Source organism: Nostoc sp. JL23, assembly GCF_017115065.1.
Lineage (GTDB): Bacteria > Cyanobacteriota > Cyanobacteriia > Cyanobacteriales > Nostocaceae > Nostoc > Nostoc punctiforme_A.
In genome coordinates this window covers 68560-93336 of the sequence record NZ_JABXKN010000026.1, presented here as the reverse complement: position 1 = coordinate 93336, position 24777 = coordinate 68560, and the positions used below count along the sequence as shown (strand labels likewise).

The 24777-nt window shown below is 41.2% G+C and carries 20 protein-coding genes and 2 pseudogenes; 8 read left to right on the top strand and 14 right to left on the bottom strand.

The features are described 5' to 3' along the window. Window positions 1–2: 2 nt before the first annotated feature. Window positions 3–827, bottom strand: a complete 825-nt coding sequence (locus HWQ42_RS04195; RefSeq protein ID WP_292809602.1) for an HNH endonuclease signature motif containing protein — start codon at window positions 825–827, stop codon at window positions 3–5. Window positions 828–1107: 280 nt separating this feature from the next. Between HWQ42_RS04195 and HWQ42_RS35425 the strand changes: the two are divergent. Further along, window positions 1108–1185 (top strand): annotated as a pseudogene (locus HWQ42_RS35425) (hypothetical protein); the annotation flags it as partial. 89 nt (window positions 1186–1274) lie between these two features. Here the strand turns inward: HWQ42_RS35425 and HWQ42_RS04185 are convergent. Together HWQ42_RS04185 and HWQ42_RS04180 are read right to left on the bottom strand one after the other, a co-directional pair. Continuing rightward, window positions 1275–1688 carry a PIN domain-containing protein gene (locus HWQ42_RS04185; protein WP_292809598.1) on the bottom strand — a complete coding sequence of 138 codons (414 nt, stop codon included), beginning with the start codon at window positions 1686–1688 and terminating at the stop codon, window positions 1275–1277. Next, on the bottom strand, window positions 1688–1906 hold the full coding sequence (locus tag HWQ42_RS04180; protein WP_292809596.1) for a hypothetical protein: 219 nt from the start codon (window positions 1904–1906) through the stop codon (window positions 1688–1690). The genes HWQ42_RS04185 and HWQ42_RS04180 overlap by 1 nt, the downstream gene beginning before the upstream one ends. Window positions 1907–2035: 129 nt before the next feature. On the opposite strand from HWQ42_RS04180, the gene HWQ42_RS04175 reads away from it, so the two are divergent. The 4 genes from HWQ42_RS04175 (at window position 2036) to HWQ42_RS04160 (ending at window position 6134) form a co-directional block, all read left to right on the top strand. After that, window positions 2036–3058 carry an aromatic ring-hydroxylating dioxygenase subunit alpha gene (locus HWQ42_RS04175; protein ID WP_292809594.1) on the top strand — a complete coding sequence of 341 codons (1023 nt, stop codon included), beginning with the start codon at window positions 2036–2038 and terminating at the stop codon, window positions 3056–3058. Between the two features lie 195 nt (window positions 3059–3253). Then, complete coding sequence (locus HWQ42_RS04170) at window positions 3254–4003, top strand: sterol desaturase family protein (RefSeq protein WP_292809592.1); 750 nt, start codon at window positions 3254–3256, stop codon at window positions 4001–4003. Further along, window positions 4003–4611: a DapH/DapD/GlmU-related protein gene (locus tag HWQ42_RS04165; RefSeq protein ID WP_292809590.1), complete on the top strand. Its 609-nt coding sequence runs from the start codon at window positions 4003–4005 to the stop codon at window positions 4609–4611. Before HWQ42_RS04170 ends, HWQ42_RS04165 begins: the two co-directional genes overlap by 1 nt. Then, window positions 4611–6134 carry a GH3 auxin-responsive promoter family protein gene (locus HWQ42_RS04160; RefSeq protein WP_292809588.1) on the top strand — a complete coding sequence of 508 codons (1524 nt, stop codon included), beginning with the start codon at window positions 4611–4613 and terminating at the stop codon, window positions 6132–6134. The genes HWQ42_RS04165 and HWQ42_RS04160 overlap by 1 nt, the downstream gene beginning before the upstream one ends. A gap of 104 nt (window positions 6135–6238) precedes the next feature. Here HWQ42_RS04160 and HWQ42_RS04155 read toward each other — a convergent pair whose 3' ends face one another. Together HWQ42_RS04155 and HWQ42_RS04150 are read right to left on the bottom strand one after the other, a co-directional pair. Beyond that, a complete protein-coding gene (locus tag HWQ42_RS04155) occupies window positions 6239–6586 on the bottom strand; it encodes a hypothetical protein (RefSeq protein WP_292809585.1) in 348 nt (115 codons plus the stop codon). A gap of 80 nt (window positions 6587–6666) precedes the next feature. After that, window positions 6667–8151 (bottom strand): CIA30 family protein, encoded by a 1485-nt coding sequence (locus HWQ42_RS04150; protein WP_292809583.1) that lies wholly within the window; start codon window positions 8149–8151, stop codon window positions 6667–6669. A 229-nt stretch (window positions 8152–8380) separates the two neighbouring features. Between HWQ42_RS04150 and HWQ42_RS04145 the strand changes: the two genes are divergently transcribed. Then, on the top strand, window positions 8381–9181 hold the full coding sequence (locus HWQ42_RS04145; protein WP_334813132.1) for an RMD1 family protein: 801 nt from the start codon (window positions 8381–8383) through the stop codon (window positions 9179–9181). A 135-nt stretch (window positions 9182–9316) separates the two neighbouring features. Here HWQ42_RS04145 and HWQ42_RS04140 read toward each other — a convergent pair whose 3' ends face one another. Next, on the bottom strand, window positions 9317–10363 hold the full coding sequence (locus HWQ42_RS04140; RefSeq protein WP_292809579.1) for an aromatic acid exporter family protein: 1047 nt from the start codon (window positions 10361–10363) through the stop codon (window positions 9317–9319). A 165-nt stretch (window positions 10364–10528) separates the two neighbouring features. Next, window positions 10529–11479, bottom strand: coding sequence for an L-lactate dehydrogenase (locus HWQ42_RS04135; protein ID WP_292809577.1), 951 nt, complete (start codon window positions 11477–11479; stop codon window positions 10529–10531). Between the two features lie 107 nt (window positions 11480–11586). Between HWQ42_RS04135 and HWQ42_RS04130 the strand changes: the two are divergent. Beyond that, a pseudogene (locus HWQ42_RS04130) lies at window positions 11587–11899 on the top strand (transposase); the annotation flags it as partial. 28 nt (window positions 11900–11927) lie between these two features. Here the strand turns inward: HWQ42_RS04130 and HWQ42_RS04125 are convergent. The 7 genes from HWQ42_RS04125 to HWQ42_RS04095 form a co-directional block, all read right to left on the bottom strand. Further along, window positions 11928–13550: a tetratricopeptide repeat protein gene (locus tag HWQ42_RS04125; protein ID WP_292809575.1), complete on the bottom strand. Its 1623-nt coding sequence runs from the start codon at window positions 13548–13550 to the stop codon at window positions 11928–11930. A gap of 190 nt (window positions 13551–13740) precedes the next feature. Beyond that, window positions 13741–14040: a hypothetical protein gene (locus HWQ42_RS04120; RefSeq protein ID WP_292809573.1), complete on the bottom strand. Its 300-nt coding sequence runs from the start codon at window positions 14038–14040 to the stop codon at window positions 13741–13743. Between the two features lie 190 nt (window positions 14041–14230). Further along, window positions 14231–14464 (bottom strand): EF-hand domain-containing protein, encoded by a 234-nt coding sequence (locus tag HWQ42_RS04115; protein ID WP_292717504.1) that lies wholly within the window; start codon window positions 14462–14464, stop codon window positions 14231–14233. Window positions 14465–14996: 532 nt separating this feature from the next. Beyond that, window positions 14997–15155, bottom strand: coding sequence for an amidohydrolase family protein (locus HWQ42_RS04110; protein WP_292809571.1), 159 nt, complete (start codon window positions 15153–15155; stop codon window positions 14997–14999). A 25-nt stretch (window positions 15156–15180) separates the two neighbouring features. Then, window positions 15181–15909: a gamma-glutamyl-gamma-aminobutyrate hydrolase family protein gene (locus HWQ42_RS04105; protein WP_292730970.1), complete on the bottom strand. Its 729-nt coding sequence runs from the start codon at window positions 15907–15909 to the stop codon at window positions 15181–15183. A gap of 46 nt (window positions 15910–15955) precedes the next feature. Then, entirely contained in the window at window positions 15956–17302 is a 1347-nt protein-coding gene (locus HWQ42_RS04100; protein WP_292809569.1) for a glutamate-cysteine ligase family protein, read from the bottom strand. Window positions 17303–17639: 337 nt separating this feature from the next. Beyond that, entirely contained in the window at window positions 17640–18974 is a 1335-nt protein-coding gene (locus HWQ42_RS04095; RefSeq protein WP_292809567.1) for an alcohol acetyltransferase, read from the bottom strand. A 697-nt stretch (window positions 18975–19671) separates the two neighbouring features. Between HWQ42_RS04095 and HWQ42_RS04090 the strand changes: the two genes are divergently transcribed. Continuing rightward, the gene (locus HWQ42_RS04090) at window positions 19672–24585 is read left to right on the top strand and encodes a CHAT domain-containing protein (RefSeq protein ID WP_292809565.1); all 4914 of its coding nucleotides are present in this window, start codon (window positions 19672–19674) and stop codon (window positions 24583–24585) included. Window positions 24586–24777 lie beyond the last annotated feature (192 nt).

Sequence of the window (24777 nt, the reverse complement as noted above, 5' to 3'; positions counted from 1 at the left end):
AACTATTTCGTTTTACTTGTTTTGGAATGTTTTTCACAAAAAATATCTATATTTAAAAAATGCCAGCTATCATTGGGATTTTTGCGTGCAAATTTTAACTTTCCACCAACGGATGATGTTTTTCCACAAATAGAACACTTAAATTCTCTTTTAGCCCATAATGCCAATTCATATTCCCTCTTCATTTCAGTCGAAAAATATTCATCGTTCTCATCACTTACGAGACATATCTTTTCATAATGAAAATCGCTAGCATCTATATAATCTGACTTTTTACTATTACAAGTTGAGCAAGCGACTTCAAGATTGAAATCATTACTTGCACCACCCATTGCTCTCGGCCATTTATGCTCTACTTGAACTAAGTTGTGTGATCTTTCTTTCTTTAAATCAAACTCTAGTTCGCTACCACATATATAGCAAGGCTTATTGTCATTTTTGGCTTTCTTTCTTATTTTATCTTTAGTACTGGAAGGAACTTCTTTTTTTCGCTTGTCTAAACACTCAAGAATTAAAACACTAATTCGTCCAATATGCTTCTCCTGGAAGTGCATATCATCCTTAAGAAAGGCTCTCAATTTAGTTATGAACACATCATTTTGTCTATTATCTTTTTCACCCTGCCTTTTTAAAAAATCAGCAGTTAATATAAGCCGTCGTAATAGATAATTTATCGTGCTATTGTAAACTAAATCTATCAATTCTCCATCGGCTTGCACAATATAGTCAATTTTTGAAATAAAGGAATTATCTTTTACATCAGCAGGGAAAAGCTCTTTCAGAACTTCCCTTAACTCTTCCCCTGGGTTAATTTCATTTTCATCCATAGTGTTTCGCATAAGCGGATTTTTTGGGTTTTATAGAAAATTCAGATGAACAAATCATCACTATTAATCATAATACTTTGTTTGTTTTGACTCGCTCATTAGCTTCTACATCTAAACTATGTTATTTTACTTTATTATTCATAATTAATCATGCTAGTTTTACTACTTGACTACATTGTTTTTCAACATTTCTTAACCACCTCATCAATAAAATAAATGTGCTTACCCCTAAACATCCTTAAGCACCTCTTCCAATGTTCTCTCCCCTCCACCACCCACCATGCAATTTGTAGATTTCTGGTACATTGTCGCACTCAGCGAACAGTTACAACCTAACAAGGTATTATCACGCACCGTTTTAGGAGAATGGTTAGCGATATTTCGCGTTGAAGATGGACAACCCGTAGCTTTGCGCGTAGGCGTAGCCCGTCGTAGACATCGCTTCATTCACTCACTACCAATATTTTCTAACTCCTCTGGTGCAATTACTAAAATTCCCGCGCTGACAAATCCAGAGGCATCACGAGTTACGATCGCATCAACCCCATGTGTTATTCCACAAGCACACTGCACCGCATCCTCAAAATCTTGAAAATTAAGTGTGATCGCTTGTTCCAAAATTCCTCTATCGACTGCACAAATATTTAAATCTGTCAGAATTTGTGCTATGGCATCTTGAGCAGCGCTCGCACCCGATGCTTTGCGGACAATGTAATAGATATTTGTAATTGTTGTTGCTGCAATAAACCCTTCGATTTCACCAGCATCAATTTTTGCAAACAGTTTTGCCGCATCCTCTACAAAAGGTTCTCGCTCTTGTAAAAAATCAAGCACAATATTTGTATCAATTAAAATTCGCATTATTGATATTTTTCAGTCAGATAGTTAATATAATCTACTTCAACATCTTCACTTGATATTTCTGTACCTTTTGCAATCCCTCGTAGTCGAGACAAGTTACCCTTTTTCAATTCAGAACTAGTTTCTTGCTGTAGCGACTCCAAAAGAATCTGCACTAATGTCCAGCGATCGCTAATTGGTAACTCTAATACCTGCTTTTGTAATTGTTCTAATGTCATAATCATTTTCCCATCTCAGGCTATCTCACTTTTAATTGTAAATTAGCTCTTTTCGGAATTCGATAGATACAGCAATGCACTTCTAGCCAAGACATTGCCATAATTTAAATACGATCGCTCCTACCCACCATGCAATTTGCAGATTTCTGGTACATTGTTGCACTCAGCGAACAGTTACAACCTAACAAAGTATTATCATGCACTGTTTTAGGAGAATGGTTGGCGATATTTCGCGGTGAAGATGGACAAGCCGTAGCTTTGCGCGATCGCTGTTTACACCGCAATAGCCGTCTATCATCAGGTAAAATCTGTAACGGTGCTTTACAATGTCCCTATCATGGTTGGGTATATGACGGGGTTGGAAACGTGATTGCTGTTCCAGCCGAAGGTGATGATTTCAAACCTTCCCCACAGCGTCGAGCCAAGTGTTACGCTACCAAAGAACAGGATGGCTATGTTTATGTGCGGTTAGCTGATACCCCAAGTGTTGATCTTGAACCCTTTTCTATGCCTCACTACGGGCAAACAGGATGGGAGACGGTACGGGTAATTAACCGTTTTGCTAACAATGTTACTAATTGTGCGGAAAACTTTATTGATATTCCCCATACGGCTTTTGTTCATCCTGGTGTTTTCCGTACTTCCCGCCAACAAAAGTTAGAGATGACTGTTGAACGCTGTCATGGTTCGGTTTTGGTGGAGTATCGCAACGAAAACAATAATTTGGGATGGTACAGCCGTTTTCTGAATTTGCAGGGTGCAGAGATTAAACATAGCGATCGCTTTTATATGCCAAATATTACTTCTGTAGAGTATAATATGGCACATAATCGTCATTTGTTCATTACCAGTCAATCTATTCCAGAAACCGATAATTCAACTCTGGTTTACACTGATGTCACCTATAACTATGGTATTTGGAATAAGTTAGCACGTCCCTTTGTGCGGTGGACTGCTCAACACATTATCCACCAAGATGTGGAAATTTTGGGTATTCAGGGGGAAGCGATCGCTAAATACGGGACACAATTTTATAATACGCCTGCGGACACAATTCATATATTTGTAGAGTCAATTAGGGCAGCTATATCTCGTGGAGAAGATCCGCGTTTATTGCCAAATCAATCAGTAAAAATTACATTTTGGGTTTGAAAAATAATATCATCTCCGCATAAATTAGTCATGATTTCCACAGTCATTACACCCCACCCCTTAATCCCCTCCCCTTGCTAAGGGGAGGGGAGACAAAGCGTAGCTTTGGCGGGGTGGGGTTCTTCGGGTTTAATAAGTAATCAAGCAGACATGATGTAATTCGTAATTAATCAATATCAGTGTGAGCAATCAAAAGTGGGAATACAAAACTTTTCACAACTACTAATTTTTGGCTCTTTTATCGGATTAGTTGGTTGGACTATTACCAATCAAGCTGGACGAACTCAACTTAAAGTTAAAAGTTGTGAAGATTGGTTTCTAGATGGCATTGGATTAACGATTCAAGGAATTTTGATTCCCTTACTACAAGCTACTTTAGTTTATTGGCTTTATCAACATTTATTACCCACTCAACAAGGATATTTAGAAGTATCATTAATCCCGGCTTTTATTATTAGTTTTGTTGTGGTTGATTATTTATATTATTGGAATCATCGTTTATTACATACTAAATTTTTGTGGAAAGTTCATCAAGTCCATCATACTGTTACTCAGATGGATGTATTAGGAACTTCTCGCAACACACTTTGGACAAGTTTATTAATTATTTATTTATGGATACACACTTTGTTTTTGTATCTGTTAGCCGATCCAACAGGTTATTTACTCGGAGTAAGTCTAACTTCTGCCTTAGATTTATGGCGACATAGCCGCTTGATAATTCCTGAAAGTAGCTGGCTTTATCAATTTTTATCTTCTTGGCTAATCTTACCACAGGATCATACTTGGCATCATTGCCGTGAAGTCCACAATTATAACTATGGGGCTAATCTGAAAATTTGGGATAAGTTACATGGAACATATTATGAAAGCACAAAATTGCCGTCTACAATAGGAATTCCTAGCTCATTAAACTTGTTCCAAAAACTTTTCTTCCCATTTTAATGACAGTTCTAAGTAAAATTCTTTCGTTTTTTCCCGCCTTTATATTATTGCTAACTGGGGCAGCAATAGTCTACCTCGCCTATTCACCTAACATCTTCAGCATTCTGGCGGTGTTACTTTCTATTTATGGGCTACCAGTGCTAGTTTACCGCTTGCATGAATGGGTTTATCCTGTGCGGGAAGGTATTAATTATTTACAAAATAAAGAATATAATCCCTGGTGGGGTAGTCATCAAATCCAGGTAATTTATATTGCTATTCCAGCCTTAGAAGCAGTGCTGCGGTTGATTCCGGGGGTGTTTTCTTGTTGGTTGCGATTGTGGGGTGCTAAAGTGGGGCGAGATGTATACTGGACAACAAGATTGGAGATTGCCGATCGCAGTTTATTAGAAATTGGCGATCGCGTCGTTATCGGGCATGGTGTCGGTATCTATTCTCATATCATTAAACCCCGCAAGCAAAATTTAATGTTGTATATCAAAAAAGTCAAGATTGGCAGCAATGTTTTTGTGGGGGCCGGATCTAATCTTGCTCCTGGTGTAGTCATTGGCGATGGTTCTTATTTACCAGCAGCCACCAAGCTTTATCCTAATCAAAAGGTGCAATAATGCGTCCGATTATTCAGCTTTTTGGGCAAATCCTCGCACCAACTGCGAGGCGATTTTATCAAGCTTTGGATAACCCAGAGTTAATGCAGACATCTGTAAAAAGGGAGATTTGCGATCGCCTAATCAAGAGTGAGTATGGTAAAACTTTGGGGATTCATTCTGTAGACGATTGGCAGCGTGTACCAATTGTAGATTATGATGCGCTCGAACCCTACTTAAATCAAAAACCTCAACAAATTTCCCTCACTCCCGAACCGATTTTGTTCTATGAAAAAACCTCTGGTAGCAGTGGAGCAGTAAAATGGATTCCTTATACTCAATCTTTGCGGCGATCGTTTAATCAGATGTTTTGTGTATGGGCGCATGATTTGATTGTACATGGCCCGAAATTTTCCACAGGCAAGCTTTATGCTTGTATCTCGCCGCAATTAAATGTAGCTGATAGCCAAGCTTTACAGGATGATTTAGATTATTTAGATGGCTGGCTGCGTTGGTTTTTGCGTCCTTGGTTGGTGATGCCAAATAAACTTAATCGCCTGCATGACGCGAACTTGTTTAAACATCAACTGGCTTTGGCATTATTAGAGGCTGAAAAACTAGAAATTATTTCTATTTGGAGTCCTAGTTTTCTACAAGTACATTTAAAATATATTCAAGAAAATCAGGATTTATTGCGAAAAGAATTACACAATCAAATTTCACATCATCGTCTGCAACACCTGTGCGAAAGTAATATTCCCTGGATGCAACTTTGGCCAAATTTGAAGCTGATTTCTTGCTGGGATAGCGCCAATGCAGCAGATCAAGCTCAGGGATTAAGATTAAAATTTCCAGATGTATTAATTCAAGGTAAAGGACTACTAGCAACGGAAGCCCCAATAACGATTCCCTTGATTGTAGCTGGGGGATGTGTGCCGGTTCTGGATGAAGTTTTTTTCGAGTTCGAGGATGAGACTGGTTCCTTGCATGATTTACACGAACTCAACATTGGCAAGGAATACACGATTATTTTATCCCAGAAAGGTGGATTATATCGTTATCGAATTGGCGATCGCATCCGGGTAACTCATTACTATCGCCACACTCCCTGTTTAGAGTTTCTCGGACGACATCAAGCTGTGAGCGATTTGGTGGGCGAAAAGTTGCAAGAAACCTTTGTAAATAATGCTCTGACTCTATTGAACTTGCAAGAAACTAATTTTAAAAGTTTGATGCCCATTGCCGAGCCTCCACACTATATTTTATTACTAGATTCGGCAAAAGAAAGCCCAGAAATTATCGCTCAACAACTGGATCTGGCTCTATCAGAATCATATCATTACAAGAGAGCGCGATCGCTCGGTCAACTCGCACCACCTCAGGTTCTAATCTCTAGTCAAATTCCTGAAATATTAGTTTCCCATCGTATCCGTACTGGAAGTGTCTGGGGAGGTATTAAGCATCCAATTCTAGCAAAATCACCCATTAGCACTGAACTTTTACAACAATTGAAGTTGAAAATTGCTGTCAAGACGAAAGACTGATTATTGTAGAGACGGCGATTCATCGCGTCTCTCGCCTCAATGTGTTCATTTTTAATTTTTAATTTTGCCTTACGATACTAGCCTTTTGAAATTTGATTAAATATTTAGCGTGATTCTAATTTAGCAACTCGCTGCTCTAATTTATTAACTTGTTGCTTCAATTCAACCACCAAAGTTGCAAGCCGATCAAACATCGGATCTTGCTGTGATAAGTTACCTCTAGAACGAGTTGATTGTCGTGGGGTAAGTGTTGTTCTTGAGGATGGAGACTGTCGAGTTTTACCTAGCTGAGACTCTAGCTGATTTAACCGCGACTCAACACGATTCAAATCCGCTTCCAGATTGTAGATACGGGACTCTACTTGTTGCGATGAGGCAGTTTTAGAAAAAAAACTGCCCCAGATAATTGTTACTAAAATCCCGGCGATTACTAGCACCCTGATTTTTTTCATACCAATAGCTGACTTGTTAGAACAGTCTATCTAAGCAGATTTGGTTGAGATAATTTACAGACTAAAAATCTGTAAATTTTTTATCTTTCGTCTGGTTGTAAGTTAGAAAATAAACTCTGCCAATCGATATTGACAGTATTTTCTCCCTGTTTAACCTCAAATGTGACGTTAGAAGCTTTTCCTAGTTTTAGCGCTTGCACGCAAAGTTCTGCCACATCCTCACGGCTGATTTTGCCTCTAATATTGTCACCTTGCTCAAATATTAATTCCTTACCACCTGCGTCTTCAGTTAAAGCACAAGGTCTAATAATTGTATAAGGAATTCCGCTTTCTCTTAAACTATCTTCTCCCTTCAACTTCCAAGTTAGAATTCCTCCCAATTGGTCATTTAATTTTACTGCTGGGGGTTCTTCATCTAAATTAATGCCAGGACGTCCGGGACGAGTAACACCTGCTGAACTGACGAGAATAAATTGTGGTAAAGCTGTCCCCCCATAAGCTTTAATTGATTCCAACTGGAAAGTAAAACCACCTGGGGAAAATTTGGGATTTAAAGCGCCATCATGTTCAAATTTGCTCAACATCAGTTGGAATGAGCGAATTCTACTTTCTTCAAGTGGCGGTGCATCTTTAACAACTTTTGCTCGAAATACGGGAATCAAATCTGCAAAGGGAATCTGAATATCTATCCAGGTATTAGCTACAGTATCGAAAGAATAGCTATAGCCAATACCATCCCATGTTGTATCTGTCCGCAGAAATATTTTATAACGCTGACCGTCACCTTTGACGCGCAATTTCACTCCTTCATAACCAGATAAGTTGAAGGGTGGATCAAAATTCTTCGTTCTGACAGAAGCAAATCCGCCAGAGTTAGCGGTGGAGACATTACCAGCAAATAAAGCTGTATTTTCTACTAATTGGATATTACTGGCACTCACGCCACCCATGACGACATCATCCAGCGCTCCCCAGTTATCTTTTAATTCTGCTGATGGCTTGGTGAAATCAAATATTAGTTTTTCTTTTGCTTGGGGCAAATATTTTGCCGCCGCTTCGACTAAGTTTTTGACTCCTTGATATTCTACATTTTCGGGAGTGTCGCCAACAATTTCTGGCTGGTAAAATTTAACACCTTGATAATATTTGGCTCTGTCTGCTGTATCTCCCTCAACTGGTTGTACGCGCACTGCTGTACAACAAATTACAGCTTGGATATCAGCCATAACTAAAGGAGTTAAAGTTTCTGGCTGCGTGATATCCGCAACTACTAAATCGATATCATTACCAAGAATTGACCGCGCTTTGTCAATATCTCGAACTAGGGCGCGAACTTTATAACCTTGTTGGAGCGATCGCTGCACGACTCGTTTACCGACACCACCTGTTGCACCTGCTACTAATATTACACCCACGTTTCTTCCTCCATTGGGTCTATATTGATTATCCTTAGGACGACCTTGGATTAATTGCTGTACCCAGTTAAGGAAAGGAATTACCTCAAAGTAAGTCAGGGTTTCGATAAACCTGCCTAAGTCCCATTGAGAACGATTTTTGTCAGCCATATTTGCGTCCTCATAACTTTATTCACTCTAACAATTTTGGAGGGAGTGTCGTTCAATTACTTGAAAAGCGCTGTAATTTGTTCAGGGCGCAAGAGTATCTAAAACAGGGTATGGGGTGTAGGGGAAAGACGAAATGGTAAGCTGAGATTGTAGTTATTTCTGACAACAGGCATAAATTACTATCGCTACCAGAGCAGTAAAGCAGGCAGAATATAGCTTCCGGGCAACAATGCAAAAACTCCTTTTTAATGACAAAGATAGATTTAGAGCGCAGGCCCTATTCCTTGGTAAAGGTATTAATTTAAAGACGCTGGAGAATTACGTTTGCTTGGCGAGTATGCCAGTATTGGTTAAAGCCGGTGAAGAAGGGTACGCAGTACTCTTGGGCTATGGTGCAGTTGTCCTGTTTAATCTTGAGCCTGTAGAAAAGGTAGCCTTTTTGAGCAAACTATCCTCTCAAATTAGCGGCCCTTTTGCCGACCCTGAAACAGAAGAGGTGGAAGTTCATCTCAGTATTAGTGAGAGTGAACGAGCTAAGGAAGGAAAAATTTTACTGCATGAATTGAGTATAGAACGCTTGCAGATAGTGGCTGATATTCTTGCTAAGAGTGTTGTGCTGTCTCACTATGAAACCAGCCTAGCAACCGTATTTGATCAAATTGAACCGTTTGCAGCTAGTCTCCAGCGTGAAAACAGGAGTAGACAACAAAGCCGGGAATTACTGCGTCAACTTGGGACTACCCTATTAGTTCAACATAAGATTGTAGGTCAAGTAGAGATTATCGATAAGCCAGAGTTGCTCTGGGAATCTCCACAGCTAGAAAACTTATATCTGCGCTTGGAAGATGAATACGAAATCCGTGAGCGTCACCATGCCCTGGAACGTAAACTAGAGCTAATTGCCCAAACTGCCCAAACGGTGCTGGAGTTCATGCAGCATAGTAGTAGTCAGCGAGTAGAGTGGTATGTGGTGATTTTGATTGTGGTAGAGGTTTTACTGTCACTTTATGACATCCTTTTCAAACGCTAATGCTAAATTTGGGGTTGTGAGGGAGCGATCGCAAATGCTGTGCCCCTACTCCCCCGATCTATTTACCTGAAAATAGCTGTAGTGGTAAATATGTAGTAAAAACTGATATTTACCACTACCCGGCAATGTTCATGTTCATACCCTATTATGCAACGCCGAATAATTTAGCATGGTTGCCATTTTTTGCAACTTTCTACCTATCTCTTCTATCGTGTAAAAGAATGTGAAAAACCGCAGTAATTCATCCATTGAATAATCTGCTTGCTGAACTTCTTTTAGCTGGTTCAATTCTTCCGTTGCATTAGCGATCGCCACTTCTATATCTGGCAAAGCTAAATGAGACTGGTAAGATTGAACTGCTGTTGCTAAAATCAGCATCGTGTTTTGAGTTTCTAGTGCCAGTTGGTTAATTTGGGGCGAGAGAATCTGCCAGAAAGTATCCTGTTGCCTAGCAAGTACGGTATGTTCCATAGTTAAGATATGTTCCCAAATTCTCCGAATCAGGAACTCCCAAGCCTCATTCACTCGCGTTTCTATTGGTTCGTTTGTTTGTCCTTGTCTGACTTCTTGCCATAACTCTCGTTCTGCTACCAATGAATTAATAATAGTTAGTTTCAATACATCTATACTGGGGCGATCGTAGTTGCCTGTAAAGGCGCAGTCTATGACTAACCTGTAAAATTGCTCTAAATGAACTAGCGTTTGAGATAGGTAACGCCTCAATTCTGTGTCCGCACGAGCCGGAAAAATAAAGTTGTTCACCAATAAGGCCACAGCAATACCCAAAAAGGTTTCTAAATATCTATGCCAAGCATAGAGCCAAGGAGACTGGCTGTGGCTTAAAATCACGATCGCTGCAACATACCCTGCTAGTTTCGCTGCTTCATTTAATTTCCAGTAAGAAGTGAAAAAGATGGTCAGGAAAACACATAGTCCTAGTGACCATGAATTGCTACCTAATGCGATCGCAAAGATGGCTCCAGCTATCGCACCAATAGCCGTCCCAATTAATCGTTGAATACTTAGCTTGAGTGTACTACCGTGGGTAGATGACATCACAATAATTGCTGCTATGACCGCATAAAACGGATATTCCCATTGCAACCCCTGAGCAATAATTAAAGAGATGGCTGATGCGATCGCCATTTTGAGTGCCATCTTGCCTAGCAGAATCGTTGACATTCCTTTGGGCGTAGTAGCCCACCTGATTAATTGTGATAACACCACTTAGTTTGGTTTTTATGCCTATTTACTTAGTAGTAATCATAAGTGATTAACCAAACTTGATATAGTTTGTTAATATGACAGCCACAGGTATGAAATCAGGCAAGTTTCGGTAGGTTTATTTTAATTATGCAAAGAATTGTAGGCTTCATTCAGTTTGGTAGCTGACTCTTCTAATAAGCTTTGTTCATGAGCATTTCTTGGTAACAACAGTTGGCGCTCAATACCTTGCGAACCAATGATACATGGAAGTCCAAGAACAACTTGATTGCCAACTCCATAGTTAGAATCTGCTCTGGCCGATACTGGAAATATTTGCTTTTCATCTCGCAGAATAGTATCAACTAACTGACAAACTACTGTTGATATGCCATAGCTAGTATTTCCTTTCCGTTCAGAAATGTTATAGCCTCGCTTACGGGTTAACTCTGCGTACTCTTCCTGAATTTGTTCCAGCATTGCTCCTTGTGGTATGGGAAATTCAGCTAATGGAGTTCCCCCAATAAATGCACTAGACCAAACGACAAATTCACTGTCTCCATGCTCTGCAATCACATAAACATGAACGTCAAGTTTTGCAACATTCAGTCGCTTACCAAGTTGATATCTCAGTCTAGCAGTATCAAGAACGGTTCCTGAACCGAAAATTAGATTTTCTACTCTAGTGGAACTGTCCATCGCAATCCGTGTTAGTATATCAACTGGATTGCTAACAATAAGTACGATTGAATTCGGTGCAACTCGATCCAATTCTTTCATCGTCGAACGTATGATCTGTGCATTGTCGCTCAACATATCTAATCGGGTCTGTCCTTGTTTATACTGCACTCCAACTGTCACGACAATGACATCAGAATCAGCTAAATCTTCATACTGGTTTGATGGTGTAATCTCCATTTCTTTCAGTAGAGGAATGGTGTCTTCAATATCCCATGCTTGCCCCTCAGCTTTTGATAAGGTTCGGTCAAAAAGGACAACTGTTACACATTTATGGAGTAGCACTAAAGCATTTGCTACATTTGCACCTACATTTCCTGCGCCAACGACCCCGACCTTGGATGTTTTGCTACTCATGTCATACTCTATCCAAAAAATTTAGTGTATTAACCATCACAAGTCTATTGCAGCTTTGCATAAATATGCGATGATTTAGGCAAATACAAGTATGGTTTTGGGACGAGAGTGGTTTCAGTTTACGCGTAATTCGTCGCAAAAATTGGGATAAGCGAGGACGGCGCAAAAATTTTACAGGACAACGGCGAGGTGGACGGGTCAATGTCATGGGAGGAATTCGGGAAGGAGATCGAAAACGAGTATATTTTTTTATTAAAAAAGGTGAGGGAGATATCTTTTATGAACAGTTACAACAACTCAATAAATTAATAAATTAATAAATTAATAAGAGAAAAGTAGATAAGCTCTGGATTCAGCAGCGAAGATTTTCAGGAATGTGGCCCCAAGATTATTTTAATTTTAGATAATGCTAGTTTTCATATTGGAGGTTACTTAATATAGTATTTATCTAGAAGTTTAAAATATCTAATGATTCTTCTATTTCTAAATCTAATATTATTTCTCGTGTATCTTTGAGTGCTTCTAGTTTACCTTCTTTACGATAGATGTCTGCTGCTTTTTGAAAATCTTCAATTCCTCCCTGTTTATCTGCAATTTCTAAACGAGCATTCCCACGATTATAATAAGCATCAGCATAATTAAAATTAATCTGAATTGCCTGAGAATAATCTTCAATTGCGCCCTCAAAATCTCCTAAATCTGAACGAGCATTCCCACGGTTGTAGTAAGCATCAGCATAACTAGGATTAATCTGGATTGCCTGAGAATAATCTTCAATTGCACCCTCAAAATCTCCTAAATCTGAACGAGCATTCCCACGTTTTTTATAAGCTATGGCATCTTGAGGATTAATCTTGATTGCTTGAGGAAATCCTGGCTGAGAACCTAATAAATAACGAGCAATACCACGGTTTTTATAAGCATCAGCATAATGAGGATTGATTTTAATAGCCTGGGTATAATCCTCAATTGCTCCTTGGTTATCTCCAAAATGAGAACGAGCTTCAGCCCGATTTTTATAGGTTACGGCAACATTAGGATTAATTCTAATAGCTTGAGTATAATCATTAATCGCTTCCTCTAATCGCCCCAGTTGATAGAGAGCTAAACCTCGTTTATTGTAAGATTTAGCATCATGAAGATTCATCTGGATTGCCTGAGAATAATCTGCAATCGCAGCTTCGTAATCTCCTATTTGATAGTGAGCTAAACCTCGTTTATAATATAAAATATCAATGTCGCTCTGATTAACTTGTAGTGCTTGATTATACTTATTAATGGCATTTGTATATTCTCCTTTTTGAAAGCATTCATCACCCAGCTTTACATAAAGTATATTTAAATCTTCATTATGAGATTCAGGCTGAAAAGAAGATTTGAGTACATGATAATTAGTTTGCTTAGATATAATTTCCTGTTTCGGAAGATATTTATAAATAGGTGGTTGTTGGCGAGAAGAATTATTTATAGAAGATTGTAACTGTTCTAGATAGCACCATAAACCACCACCATATAGTAATTGTTCTATTCCAAAAGAGATTTTACCAGTCTTCAACTTAATCATCCGAGTTGGGAGAAAGCCAGCCAAAAAAAGGTGATATTCAGATTGTGCTTCACTCACATCTTCTTGAATTAAAATGCAAACTACAACTGCATTTTTTTCAACTTCTTCAGAACTAATTGACCATCTAACTCTGTCAATGCGACCATGACGAGATTTAACCTCAATACCAATAGATGGGTCAGAAGTCAAGGTAAAATCTATATTGCCATCGCCGCCAAATCGCTTTTCATAATCGACTTCGGTAATAAAATCAGCTAAACGTTCTTTGACAACTTCCTCACCTAACTTCCCTTTGAGATAGCTAAGAAAAACATCACGCACTGGTAAAACACGCTTATATTTTTCAGCCATCTGCCAGCAAAATTCCCGTAGTGCCTTTAATCTCTCTCCAGAAATTATAGTTAATTCACTATATTGACCTTCTGTTTCACAATGAAGCAGACAACCAGATGCTAACCTTTTAATAAAATCAGACTGTAGCGATCGCAGTAGTGTAATCCAGTCCATTTATATTTCTGCGAATCTTTTGATGAGATTATTCTATTAAAATATCCATTCGGCGTAAAGCTTTTAATTAGCTCTTTAGGCGCAGCCATGTCTGATTATGCCAGAGTTTTGAAGAGTTGGAAGAGTGCGATCGCTGGGAATAATACATGAAACCACGTAGGGTACCGACTGATATAGGCTCTCCTTGATTTCAATCGGCGTTACTCCGACATTGAGCGCAGCTGCTACCATAACCCTGTATTCGCTTACTGCCCGTCAGCAAGCCTTTACCCAAAGGACTAAACGGCACAAGCCCGATTCCCAGTTCTTCCAGGGCCGGCAGTACGATTGGATCGCGACGCTTTATCTTGGTGGAGGAGAGTGGTGATGTTGCACTGGCTGCGGCATAAGCTTTCGTGTTGTACATGAATTGATGACTAGCTCGCTGTAGAACTTGCCAACACTGTCCAGCCCAAGCTGCATTTTCAGCTTCAGCCCTTTCCCTTTCCAACCTTGAATAGTAGCACTTTCCACCTGGGTGAGTATTTGGGGAATGTCAAAGGATATTGTGTCAATTACTTGTGTGGTCATCTCTTTTGTGCTAGTGAGTTACCAATGACCATGAAAATTGCAAATCCCTCAAAGCGTGTACTAGAGAGGGATTTTTGGGTATTGGGTATTGGGTGTTAGGGATTGGGTTGCTAGTTTAAATTATTTGCTTTCTCAACTGCTTCCTTTAACTCTTCAAAGGTAATACTGCCGTCTTTGTCTGAATCATAATTTACTAGCAATTCCTGGGGACTAGTAGTATTTGTTTCTGATGAAATGATTGCACTTAAGCCAGGACTTAAAAAAAGATCATTAATGGATACTTTGCCGTCTTGATCGCTATCTAAGGTATTAAAAAGAGATTGAAGCTCTTGCTCGGTTGTCATAAGTTTCTATCTGAATTAGTTTTTCAACTTAATATCTCATTAATCTGTGATTAATCTCTCAAAATTAAATAAACTTGTATCTTTAGACGTAGAAACGGCTATCGCTGGGGCTTAGATCGGGTGTACGCTGTGGGTTACAGGGTTTACAGTCTGACAATGTAAATAAATCGACATGGACCCGCCTTCTTTCTAACGTAGTCAGATATACAGCTAATCATTTGGCATCCAATGTCTTTGGGTTGCAGTTTCAATGGAGTTAGCAACGCAACAAGACAGCAAAGAAGTTGTACGAGGAATAAGATAAAACTTTCCGCTTCTGGTGTCCCGTGCTATGCCAGTTGTAAGCGTGAGTGCTGTAGAATCGCTCTACATAATTGATACAGCGCTCAACGGAGTTCAGTTAATGCTCTACAACTGGCTAGAAATGAACAAAACCAAATAGAACCTCAAAAGATGAAAGATGTAGATAGCTGGCATTGCTCTAGAAGCAATTGTAAGCATAAAGGTTACATTTATATGTAATATTTTTAACTTAAGAAATACGATTGCCTCGGCAGATAGTTGCACTCAAACGGGGTATGATACCATAATCATGAACAGCGATCGCATCAGCTCTTTTTCCTACCTCCAAACTACCGCGATCGCAAAATACATTAATCGCTTTGGCTGGGTTACTGGTAAATAATTGCATAGCTTGGTAAATAGGCTTGCCAGTCTTATTGTTTTGTATGTGCAGCCTGAACGAGAGCTAGAAAAACTCTTTGATGATTGGGATCGAGAATTGAAAGCTCAGGATGCCATTGCACACCAATTGCCCAAGGATGGTGTTCATGCTCCACAGCTTCAATGACTCCATCATCCGAAGCATGAGCAACAACCCGCCAACCAGGTGGTACTTTATCTACCGCTTGATGATGCCAAGAAACTACAGATATGTGAGAATTTTGTAAACAGTTAGCTAAAAGGCTTTCTACATCTATCCTGACGAGATGTTCTGTAGGTAAACGTCGTCCAGGTTCAGGTTCTAGACGATGTAATGCAGATGTACCGTAAACATCTGGAATGTGAGGAATTAGAGTACCCCCACAGGCGACGATGAGAATTTGTAAACCCCGGCAAATACCCAATATCGGCAGATGACGTTCAAGAGCAAACTTGCCAAGCTGCAATTCAAAAGCATCACGTTCGCGATCGACAGAATAAATAGTAGGATGAGCAAAACCGTTGTAGCAAGCAGGGTCAATATCTCCACCACCAGAGATGATTAAACCATCCAAAGAATCTAGAAGTATGGCAGGCTCAACTTCTCCTGGTGGTAATAATATGGGAATGCCACCTGCTTTACGGACTGCATCTATATATTCACTTGGCAGAGAAAATGGTAATGCTGCAAGGCGACCGTAAGTTGTAATCCCAATCAATGGTTTTCGAGATTTTCTACTCATCTTGATACTATTTCACTATTTCATCTAGCAGTTTTGTCAGATTCGATTAATGCTGCTGTAGCAACAATCCTTCATCAGTATCCAAAGCTGCGAGGGGATTTTCTATATCTATCGATGAAACCTGTGCTTCTAGCTTGTCACAACTTGAGCGCACTAAACGCAAACCGGCATCTAATGAAAGTTGAGTAGTTGTTGGGGTAAGCTCTTGCAAGATGCTGGCTTCTATCGTCTGATACCGATCGAGGTTTCTGCTGAGTTTTGCCAGAAAATTTGCTCCTTCCCCACCAACAGCGCTGGCAAACTGCAAAATGGAATCGACGTAAGCTCTAACTTTGGGGTTTTTAATTCCTTCTGTAGCTGAGGCTAAGAGCAATTCCCCATTAAGATATTCAAAATCTGGTATATACAAGCGATTGCCAACTAGTTCAAATATCTGCATTCCTTTAGATGGTCTTACTGTTAACTTCTCGTGCCTGACTCGATCAGCCAATTTTTCCAGCAAAGTCATTACAAGTAAAATTACAGAGGGAAAGTTGCTATCTATACACCTAATTTCTACTGTGCCGAGTTTGTTGAGTCGAACTGGATTCCAAGCTGACTTGAGTAAGCTAACTCCCGATTCCTTGAACAGGTTCGGTTGAATTTCGGCTTTTTCCATCGCTTGCAGCCAAGCATAATAACGAGCGAACTGCTGCTCAACTAAACCCTCAACACTTTCGGCATAAGGCATGAGTCCACCGACAGCTTGTAAATTAGTATAAACTCCCTCCCAACCGAAGGTTTCGCTACCTCGATAACGAATTGTATGTGCGGCTAGTCCTAACGCCTGTCCTTCATAAAAGGGACACGCCCGCGTCAGAGAAATAAGTGCCGAGTCGCAAGCTGTAGCTAAATTATAGATATTTAATAGTTCTTCTCGCTCAATTGATGTTGAGTTGTAAGATACTGCAACACGAGCGTCAATTACCCCAGGCGGGACTTCCAAATGCAGGTGTGTACCTGTACATTTTCCGGCGTGCAAAAATTTTGAAATGCCGACAGTCCGCGCTTGGATATGGTAATTAGGGTGATCTCGCATAATTGGCATAGTAGGCAAAGGATAGCTAGACAGAGGGTAAAGGCGTAAACCCATCTGTTGCGCTACAGAGATCGCCAATTTGAGATTCTTGAGATAAACTCTCGCTAGTTCCTTGGCAGTGTCGGCAGGAGGTGTGTTAATTTCTACCATACTTTTAACGAACTCTGCGACAAAGTAATTGGGGTTTAAACCTTGTGCTTGAGCTTTGAAGTGACAACTCTTTAAAAACTCATCGGCGCGATCGCTTAAGCTACCAGCTTCGTCTACCAGAAAAAATTCTTGCTCCAGACCGATACGACGCTTGACTATCGCCATCTAGACCTCCACAAGGGTAATCAATATATGTAGCTTAAAGGATAAAGTTACCGCAAGACAAAACCTGTTTGAGTCAATCGACTTGGAGAATCGTAGTATCAGATTGTTAGGGATTTTGTAACCAAAAGGGACGCTAAAAGAAGGAGATAAAAATAAAACTAAAATAGAATTAGCATCAGACTCTAAAAAGCCAAAACACAGAGGTACTAGACAACGAGTCGAAGCTCCGAAATTTAACCTCATTCATAAGCTTTTGAGCTTTAACTGAACCTTATTGATTTTTAGGGATATTAATTTTTAATTTTTAATTCCCGAAGGGGGCACACTGGCAAAAACTTTAATCCGAACAAGCATCAGCTAGGTAGGCAGTAGCATCGTCAGCGAGTGCGGCGATCGTTTCCTGACTGAGTGAAGGCTCAGAAAATAGAAAATTCAAAAACATCTTTTTCTGAAACCTTAATGCCTCAACCACAAAAACACCTGGAAACGCCGATGCTGAAGCTACAGCATTAATTTCTTCAAGTTCAAATACCCCATACTGATGAGAAATATTAACTAAACCAAGCTTAGTGACTCCAACGCTAGCCATTACTTGATTTAGGAGTATCCCCTTCGTTGCCACTGCCAGTCCAGATGCTAGCATCATGCTAAATAGATCGTTGCGCTGGATATTCGTAGCGATTTCTTGTTTCACATCGCGTGCTAAATCCCAAAAGGACATACTTGGTTTTAAGGTGTGAAATGTAACAGTGGATGAAGCTAAGGACCCCATCTGCTCATCACTAATTATTGGTTGGATGCGGCGACGCAGGTCTGCAAATGACTGACAACTCAAACAGATATCTCGCTTTTTTCCACCTGTTATTTTATTTGCGGCTGCAAGCATCATAGCAGCACACAAAGCACTCTGTTCGCTCGCTTTTTCCTTTCTGTAAACTTCATTGAACCGTTGGGTGAAAGTTTCATCAAGCTGGCGATAAACCACGTTAGCACGACGTAATTCCGGTGTTTGATACTGCTCAAAACCTAAAGTTTCGGGACGATGGGCGACATATTGGCTGACAAGCCGCAACAGACAACCGATCGTATTTACCACACCACTATATCCTTGCATTGAGGGAGGGAAAAGCTTTGGCAATGCAGGCAGCACAGGCAAACGCACCACTGCTTCGACAGGTTCGCCTGCTGCTATCTTTTGACAGTACGTCAAGATATCTGCTTGCAGTCGGATGCAGAATGTACCATCTGCAACACCATGATGTAAGGTGACAATCAAAAAGCTGACTGTTGATTCCTTGGGTTCGCCGACAGGTTGAACCAACACAGCACGCATGAGATATTTGTCGCTTTCAATTTTTTGATTTAGTTCTTGCAAAACAATATTTTGCCACTGATTATCATCTTGGCTATTTACTAGTTGCAACGGGATCGTCACGCCTCCCTCTTCAAAGCGTGGGGAATCGGTAGAACCAACGATCCGACAATTTAGACGTGGGTGGCGACGTTGGGTCAAGTCAATTGCCTGTCTCACAATGGCTGCACTCAGGGGTCCTCTAATACGGTTAATGACAACGTTAGTTAATGCGCCCCCAAGCTGATTTGCAATTTCAAACACGCGTTCGTCAGGAGACAGTATTCTATTTACATTCAAAGTGGAAGAATTTATCTGCATTATAAATTACTCAAATACAATGTTAATATGTGGGCAATTGAGTGCTTAAATAGTTGAACCAACGACTGAGAGCGATCGCCCCATCAACTGTTCCTAAAATGCGATCCTTACTTTCGAGCTAGAAATCTTATTATTGGTTAAATAGTCTTCTATATTTCTGCCTAGAGACCATTTATAAAGTAAATCTTTAAACTACAAGACGACGCAGTATGTATTCGTAAGAGGTTAAGGTCGAGCCTCTTAAAATGATTTGTTCTTTAATAGATAGTTTTGGTTTACGACCTCCTCATATAACAATAATTTTCACTTTTTTCAATTCTAATAAAGCTTGTTTCTCATGATACAATCGCTGTGTATTTAAGATTAATTGTTGTAATTGTTCATATTCCAAACCAATCAAAGGCTTTGTTTTTTAGGATTGTCTTCAATATAATTAAGTATGTCGCTCATATTTCTGTGTAAAAAAAGCTCTATAATGTTCTTCTATCACAAAATGATACTATTCTAGAGATATCTACTGTTTGGACTTTGGACAAAAAGAAGATAGTTCGCAAGTGTTCTTTCCCCTCTGCTCGCTACGAGGCAAAGTTTGTGTGGCGCACCACTAGAATTATGGCGATCGCACATAGCAGTAAGGCTCAAAATGATGGCTTTTATTTCCAAGTGAATTATCAACTTTAAGCTTGGGGAATTGGCAGTGAACAGCAAAAATCAAAAGTCAAAAAGAAATAGTACGTTGGCAAGGCAGTACGTTGGCAAGGCAGTTGCGCACTTCTTCTTACAGCGTCTTTGCCAGCAGAAGCAACTGGTGTTTAAAAGTCAGGATGCTTCATTGCCAATCGTGCTTACCCTATGTTTATGGTTAGGGAGCATTGCTGCCAAACCCGTACTTGGACAATCCATCGTTCCAGCTAATGATGGGACAGGGACAGTTGTCACTCAAGAGGGCAATCGCATTGATATCCAAGGGGGTCAGCTTTCTGGCGATCGGGCGAACCTATTTCACAGCTTGGAGAAATTTGGACTCAATCAGGAGCAGATTGCCAATTTTCTCTCGAATCCCAATATTCATAATATTCTCACACGAGTTGTCGGCGGAGATCCTTCAACCATCAATGGACTGATTCAGGTAACTGGAGGAAATCCCAACTTATTCATCATGAATCCAGCCGGAGTCATCTTTGGGCCGAATGCCCAAATTAACCTTCCAGCTGACTTTACGGTAACGACTGCTACAGCAATTGGCTTTGACAATCGCCTTTGGTTTAATGCAGTCGGTAAAAATGATTACTCAAATTTAAATAGTAATCCCTCTGGGTTTGCCTTTGATTTCGCCAATCCTGGGACTATTATCAATGCTGGTAGTTTGTCAGTTTTAGAAGGACACAATCTGACTTTAATCGGTGGGAGTATCATCAATACGGCTACATTGAGCGCACCCGGCGGAAATATCACTCTTGCAGCAGTGCTGGGGACAAACCTGATTCGGATCTCTCAAGCGGGAAACCTGCTGAGTTTAGAGCTAGAACTGCCAAGAAATACAACAGACCAACACCTAGCAATTAACCCTCTGGATTTGCCAACCCTGTTAACCCAAGGGGCTAAGGGACTAAATCTTGGTGTGAGAGCTAATTTAGATGCTGGCACAGTGCAGTTAACAAATGGTACAACTATCCCAACTGCCGCAGGAACTACCATCGCTTCTGGAACCCTAGATGTTTCCAATACAGGAGTTATGCAGACAGGTGGTACAGTAAACGTCTTGGGCGATCGCGTCGGATTGATTGGTGCTAACATTAATGCCTCTGGCACAGCTGGTGGCGGCATCGTTCGGATTGGGGGAGATTACAAAGGTCAAGGTATCTTGCCCAATGCCTCACAGACGTTTGTTAGCAGTGATTCGGTAATTAATGCTAACGCGCTGCTAAACGGTGATGGCGGTCGGGCGATCGTTTGGTCAGATAATAACACTCAGTTCTTTGGTAAGATCGATGCCATCGGGGGGCTTAATGCTGGGAATGGCGGGTTAGTAGAAGTATCTAGCAAAGGATTGCTCTTATTTCAAGGCTTGGTTGATTTGCGATCACGTAGCGTGTCGCCTGCGGGTGAAGTCGGCACGCTCCTGCTAGATCCGACTGATATCACCATCAGCAGCGCGATGGATACAGCTAGTATGACCTTCGGTAGGGGGATATTTGCTGACACCACTACAACTTCTTCTAATCTCAACTCGACTACGCTACAAAATCAACTAGCTTTAAGTAATGTTACCGTTTCGACAACATCGGGTTTGGCTGGTAAAGGAGATATTACACTCAGCAATCCGATCTCATGGAACAGTGGTTCTTTCTTGAAATTAGCTGCCGATCGCAATCTCAACATCAATGCCAACATCGGTACAACGGCTGCTGGCAATGCAAATCTAACGCTAGAAGCTAATAACAGTATTTTTATCAACTCAAATGCCAAGCTAACAGCCAGTGGCGCGGGGAAGTTGAATGTCACCCTCAATGCAAATCGAGACGGGATCAATGGAGGAGCGATCGCCCTCAAAAGCGGTGCTGCGATCAATTCTAATGGAGGCAATATAGTTCTGGGTGGTAGTAGTAACCCTTTAAACGAGCCAGCACAAGGAACAGCAGCAAATCCCATTGGAGTCAACCTTAATGGAGCTACTCTCAATTCTGGTACTGGCAATATTTCAATTAAAGGTCAGGGAAACAATGCTGATGCTAACGAGCAGAAGGGCATTTGGCTGAATAATAGCAGCATCATGACCGTAAATGGAGATATCAGCTTAACAGGCATAGGCTACGGGAATGGAAACAACAACAACGGGATTCAGCTTAACAATAGCCTGGTGAGTTCCAGTGGCACTGGAAGGATTACACTCCAAGGTACTAGTAACGCCAGGGGAGGTAGGGACAACGACGGCATTGAAGTAAACAGTAGCATCATCACCGCGACTAAAACGGGGACAATTACTCTAAAGGGGATTGCCGGAGTCGGAACTGATATTAGTGAGGGGATATATATCGGTCGCAATTCCAGAGTCCGTTCAGCCAATGGAAATATCAGCCTCATGGGTACTGGCGGTAATGGAGAGGGAAATCGTAACTTCGGTATTTTACTGGAAGACGGCGCAGAGATGGAATCGACGGGAACAGGAAATATAACCTTAGAAGGCGCTAGTAGTAACAGTACAGAAGGAATTAGCATTAAGAACAGTTCGATTAACCCCACTGGAACAGGTAGTGGTACGATCGCCCTCACTGCTGATGAAATGAACTTCCTTGGCTCTACCCAAATCAAAGGTACTGGTATCCTTCAGTTGCAGCCTCGTACTCCTAGCTTAGGCATTACCTTGGGTGGCAACATTAACGATGCCCGTTTAAATCTAAATGCCAGTAAATTAAACACCTGGCAAAATGGCTTTTCTCAAATATTGATCGGGCGAGATAACAGCAGCGGTGCAATTACCTTAGCTGGTGATGTGACTTTCAATGACCCGGTTACTTTGCGATCGCCCTTTGGCTCAGGTTCCATCAACACTAGTGGATTTCAACTCACTGGAGCTGACAATGCCACCCTTAACCTGCAAGCCAACCAAAACATTACCACTGGCGATGTGGTAAATCAAGGTCGAGAGATTAGAATAACCAGCACCAGTGGCAATATCAATACCAGTGCGGGAACTCTCAACACTAGTTCTACAACTGGGAATGGGGGAGCGATCGCTCTAGAAAGCGGCGATGCCATCTCCACGGGCAACCTTAACAGTTCAGGAGTTAACGGTGGTGCCATCATCGCCAAAGCTGCCACCAATATTACCACTGGCGCAATTGATTCCAGCAGTAGTTTCGGCAACGGTGGCAATGTCACCCTTGACTCCAGCCGTGACATTCAAGCTACCCAGATTAACGTCCAAGGTGGGAAAAACGGTAGAGGTGGTGACATAGATATCACCGCTAGACAATTTTTCCGAGTCACAGACACCTTCACCGACAGCAACAGCGGTCTGGCTAGCATTTCCAGCCTTGGCGGTAACAGTGGCGGAGACATCACGATCCGGCATGGAGGAGGCAGCTTAAATCCATTTCAGATTGGCAATGCCTCGGTAAATGGTACAGCTGGTGCGATCGTTGGCGGGAAAATTTCTATTATCCCCTCTCCACCTCCAACTGAGACTCCACTTATTAATTTTAATCCCGTTGATCTCACCAATCCCTTTGCTCTTACCCAGCAACCAGAAGTAACCTTCGCCTCCACAAAAGCAACTGACACTAACATGCCAGAACTGGAGGAAGTCTTCACCAAGACCTTTGAGAATCATTTGGGTATCAGCAATGTCCGCATCAAAACCTTAAAAGAAGCCCAGGCTATACTGCGCCGAATTGAACAAGCCACTGGCGTTAAACCTGCCTTGATTTATGTCTTGTTTCAACCCCAAGCCGAGCAAGACTCCAAATCTCAACAAGATGAGACTGCCAAGCAACCGAAACCTATTTGGGAATTCCATTCTCAAGGTTTGGAGCAGCGCCGACAGCAAGTACAATCCACTCAGCAACAAGCTCAAGATAACTACCAGCTCGAACTAGTGATGGTCACTTCCTCTGGAACACCAATCAGACGGCAGATTAAGGGAGCGACACGAGAGCAAGTCCTCAAAAACGCTCAAGAATTCCAAGCAGCTATCACTAACATTCAACGCTCTCCCCCTTACCTGCCTTTGGCTCAAAAGCTCTATAAGTGGCTGCTTGAACCTTTGGAGAAGGATTTACAAGCTCAAAAAATCACGAATCTCAGCTTTTTGATGGACGCAGGTTTACGCTCCCTGCCGATCGCCGCTCTGCATGACGGGCAAGGGTTTATTGTGGAAAGATACAGTGTTGGTCTCATGCCCAGCCTATCACTTACTGATACTCGCTATGCGGATGTGAGAAATCAGCAAGTCTTAGCAATGGGAGCCGATCGCTTCCCCGATCAAAAGCCCTTACCAGCAGCTTCAGTAGAGTTGTCTTTAATCGTTAGTCAATTGTGGTCTGGCAAGTCTTTCCTCAACGAAAACTTCACCGTGGAAAAGCTTAAACAAGCCCGCGCTTTACAGACGTTTGGTATTGTCCATTTCTCTACCCATGCCAACTTTCAGCCTGGTAATATCAATAAATCCTATATTGAGTTTTGGTATAGCAAATTACTAATTAGCCAATTACAGCAGTTGAAGTTAAGTCAGCCACCAGTGGAACTATTGGTTTTGAGTGCCTGTCGTACAGCATTAGGGAACCCAGAAGCGGAGTTGGGATTTGCAGGCTTGGCGGTGTTAGCAGGAGTGAAATCAGCGATGGGCAGTCTATGGTCTGTCAACGATGAAAGCACAATGGGACTAATGACAAGTTTCTACGAGAAATTGAAAGAAACTCCGATTAAAGCCGAGGCTCTCCGGCAAGCACAGGTAGCGATGCTTAAGGGTCAGGTGCGACTAGAGAAGGGTCGGTTGGTAACAGCGAGTAAGAGCTTTCCTTTACCGCCGGAGTTAGCACAGATAGGAGACAAAGAATTTGCTCATCCTTATTATTGGAGCGGTTTCACGATCGTCGGCAATCCCTGGTAAGAGACTTCCAGAAAATAAATTATCCAATTTGCTGGAATCATATTTTTCTGTCTCCCCCCTGCACTCTGCCTACACAGCAACGGGATATTCTTTAATTGGAAGTCCCTAAGAGAGTGCATTTTTCAGATACTTCTGAAAAGACTGATTTACTCCTTCAAAGATTTACATTCAATAGAAGTCCTTACGCGGATC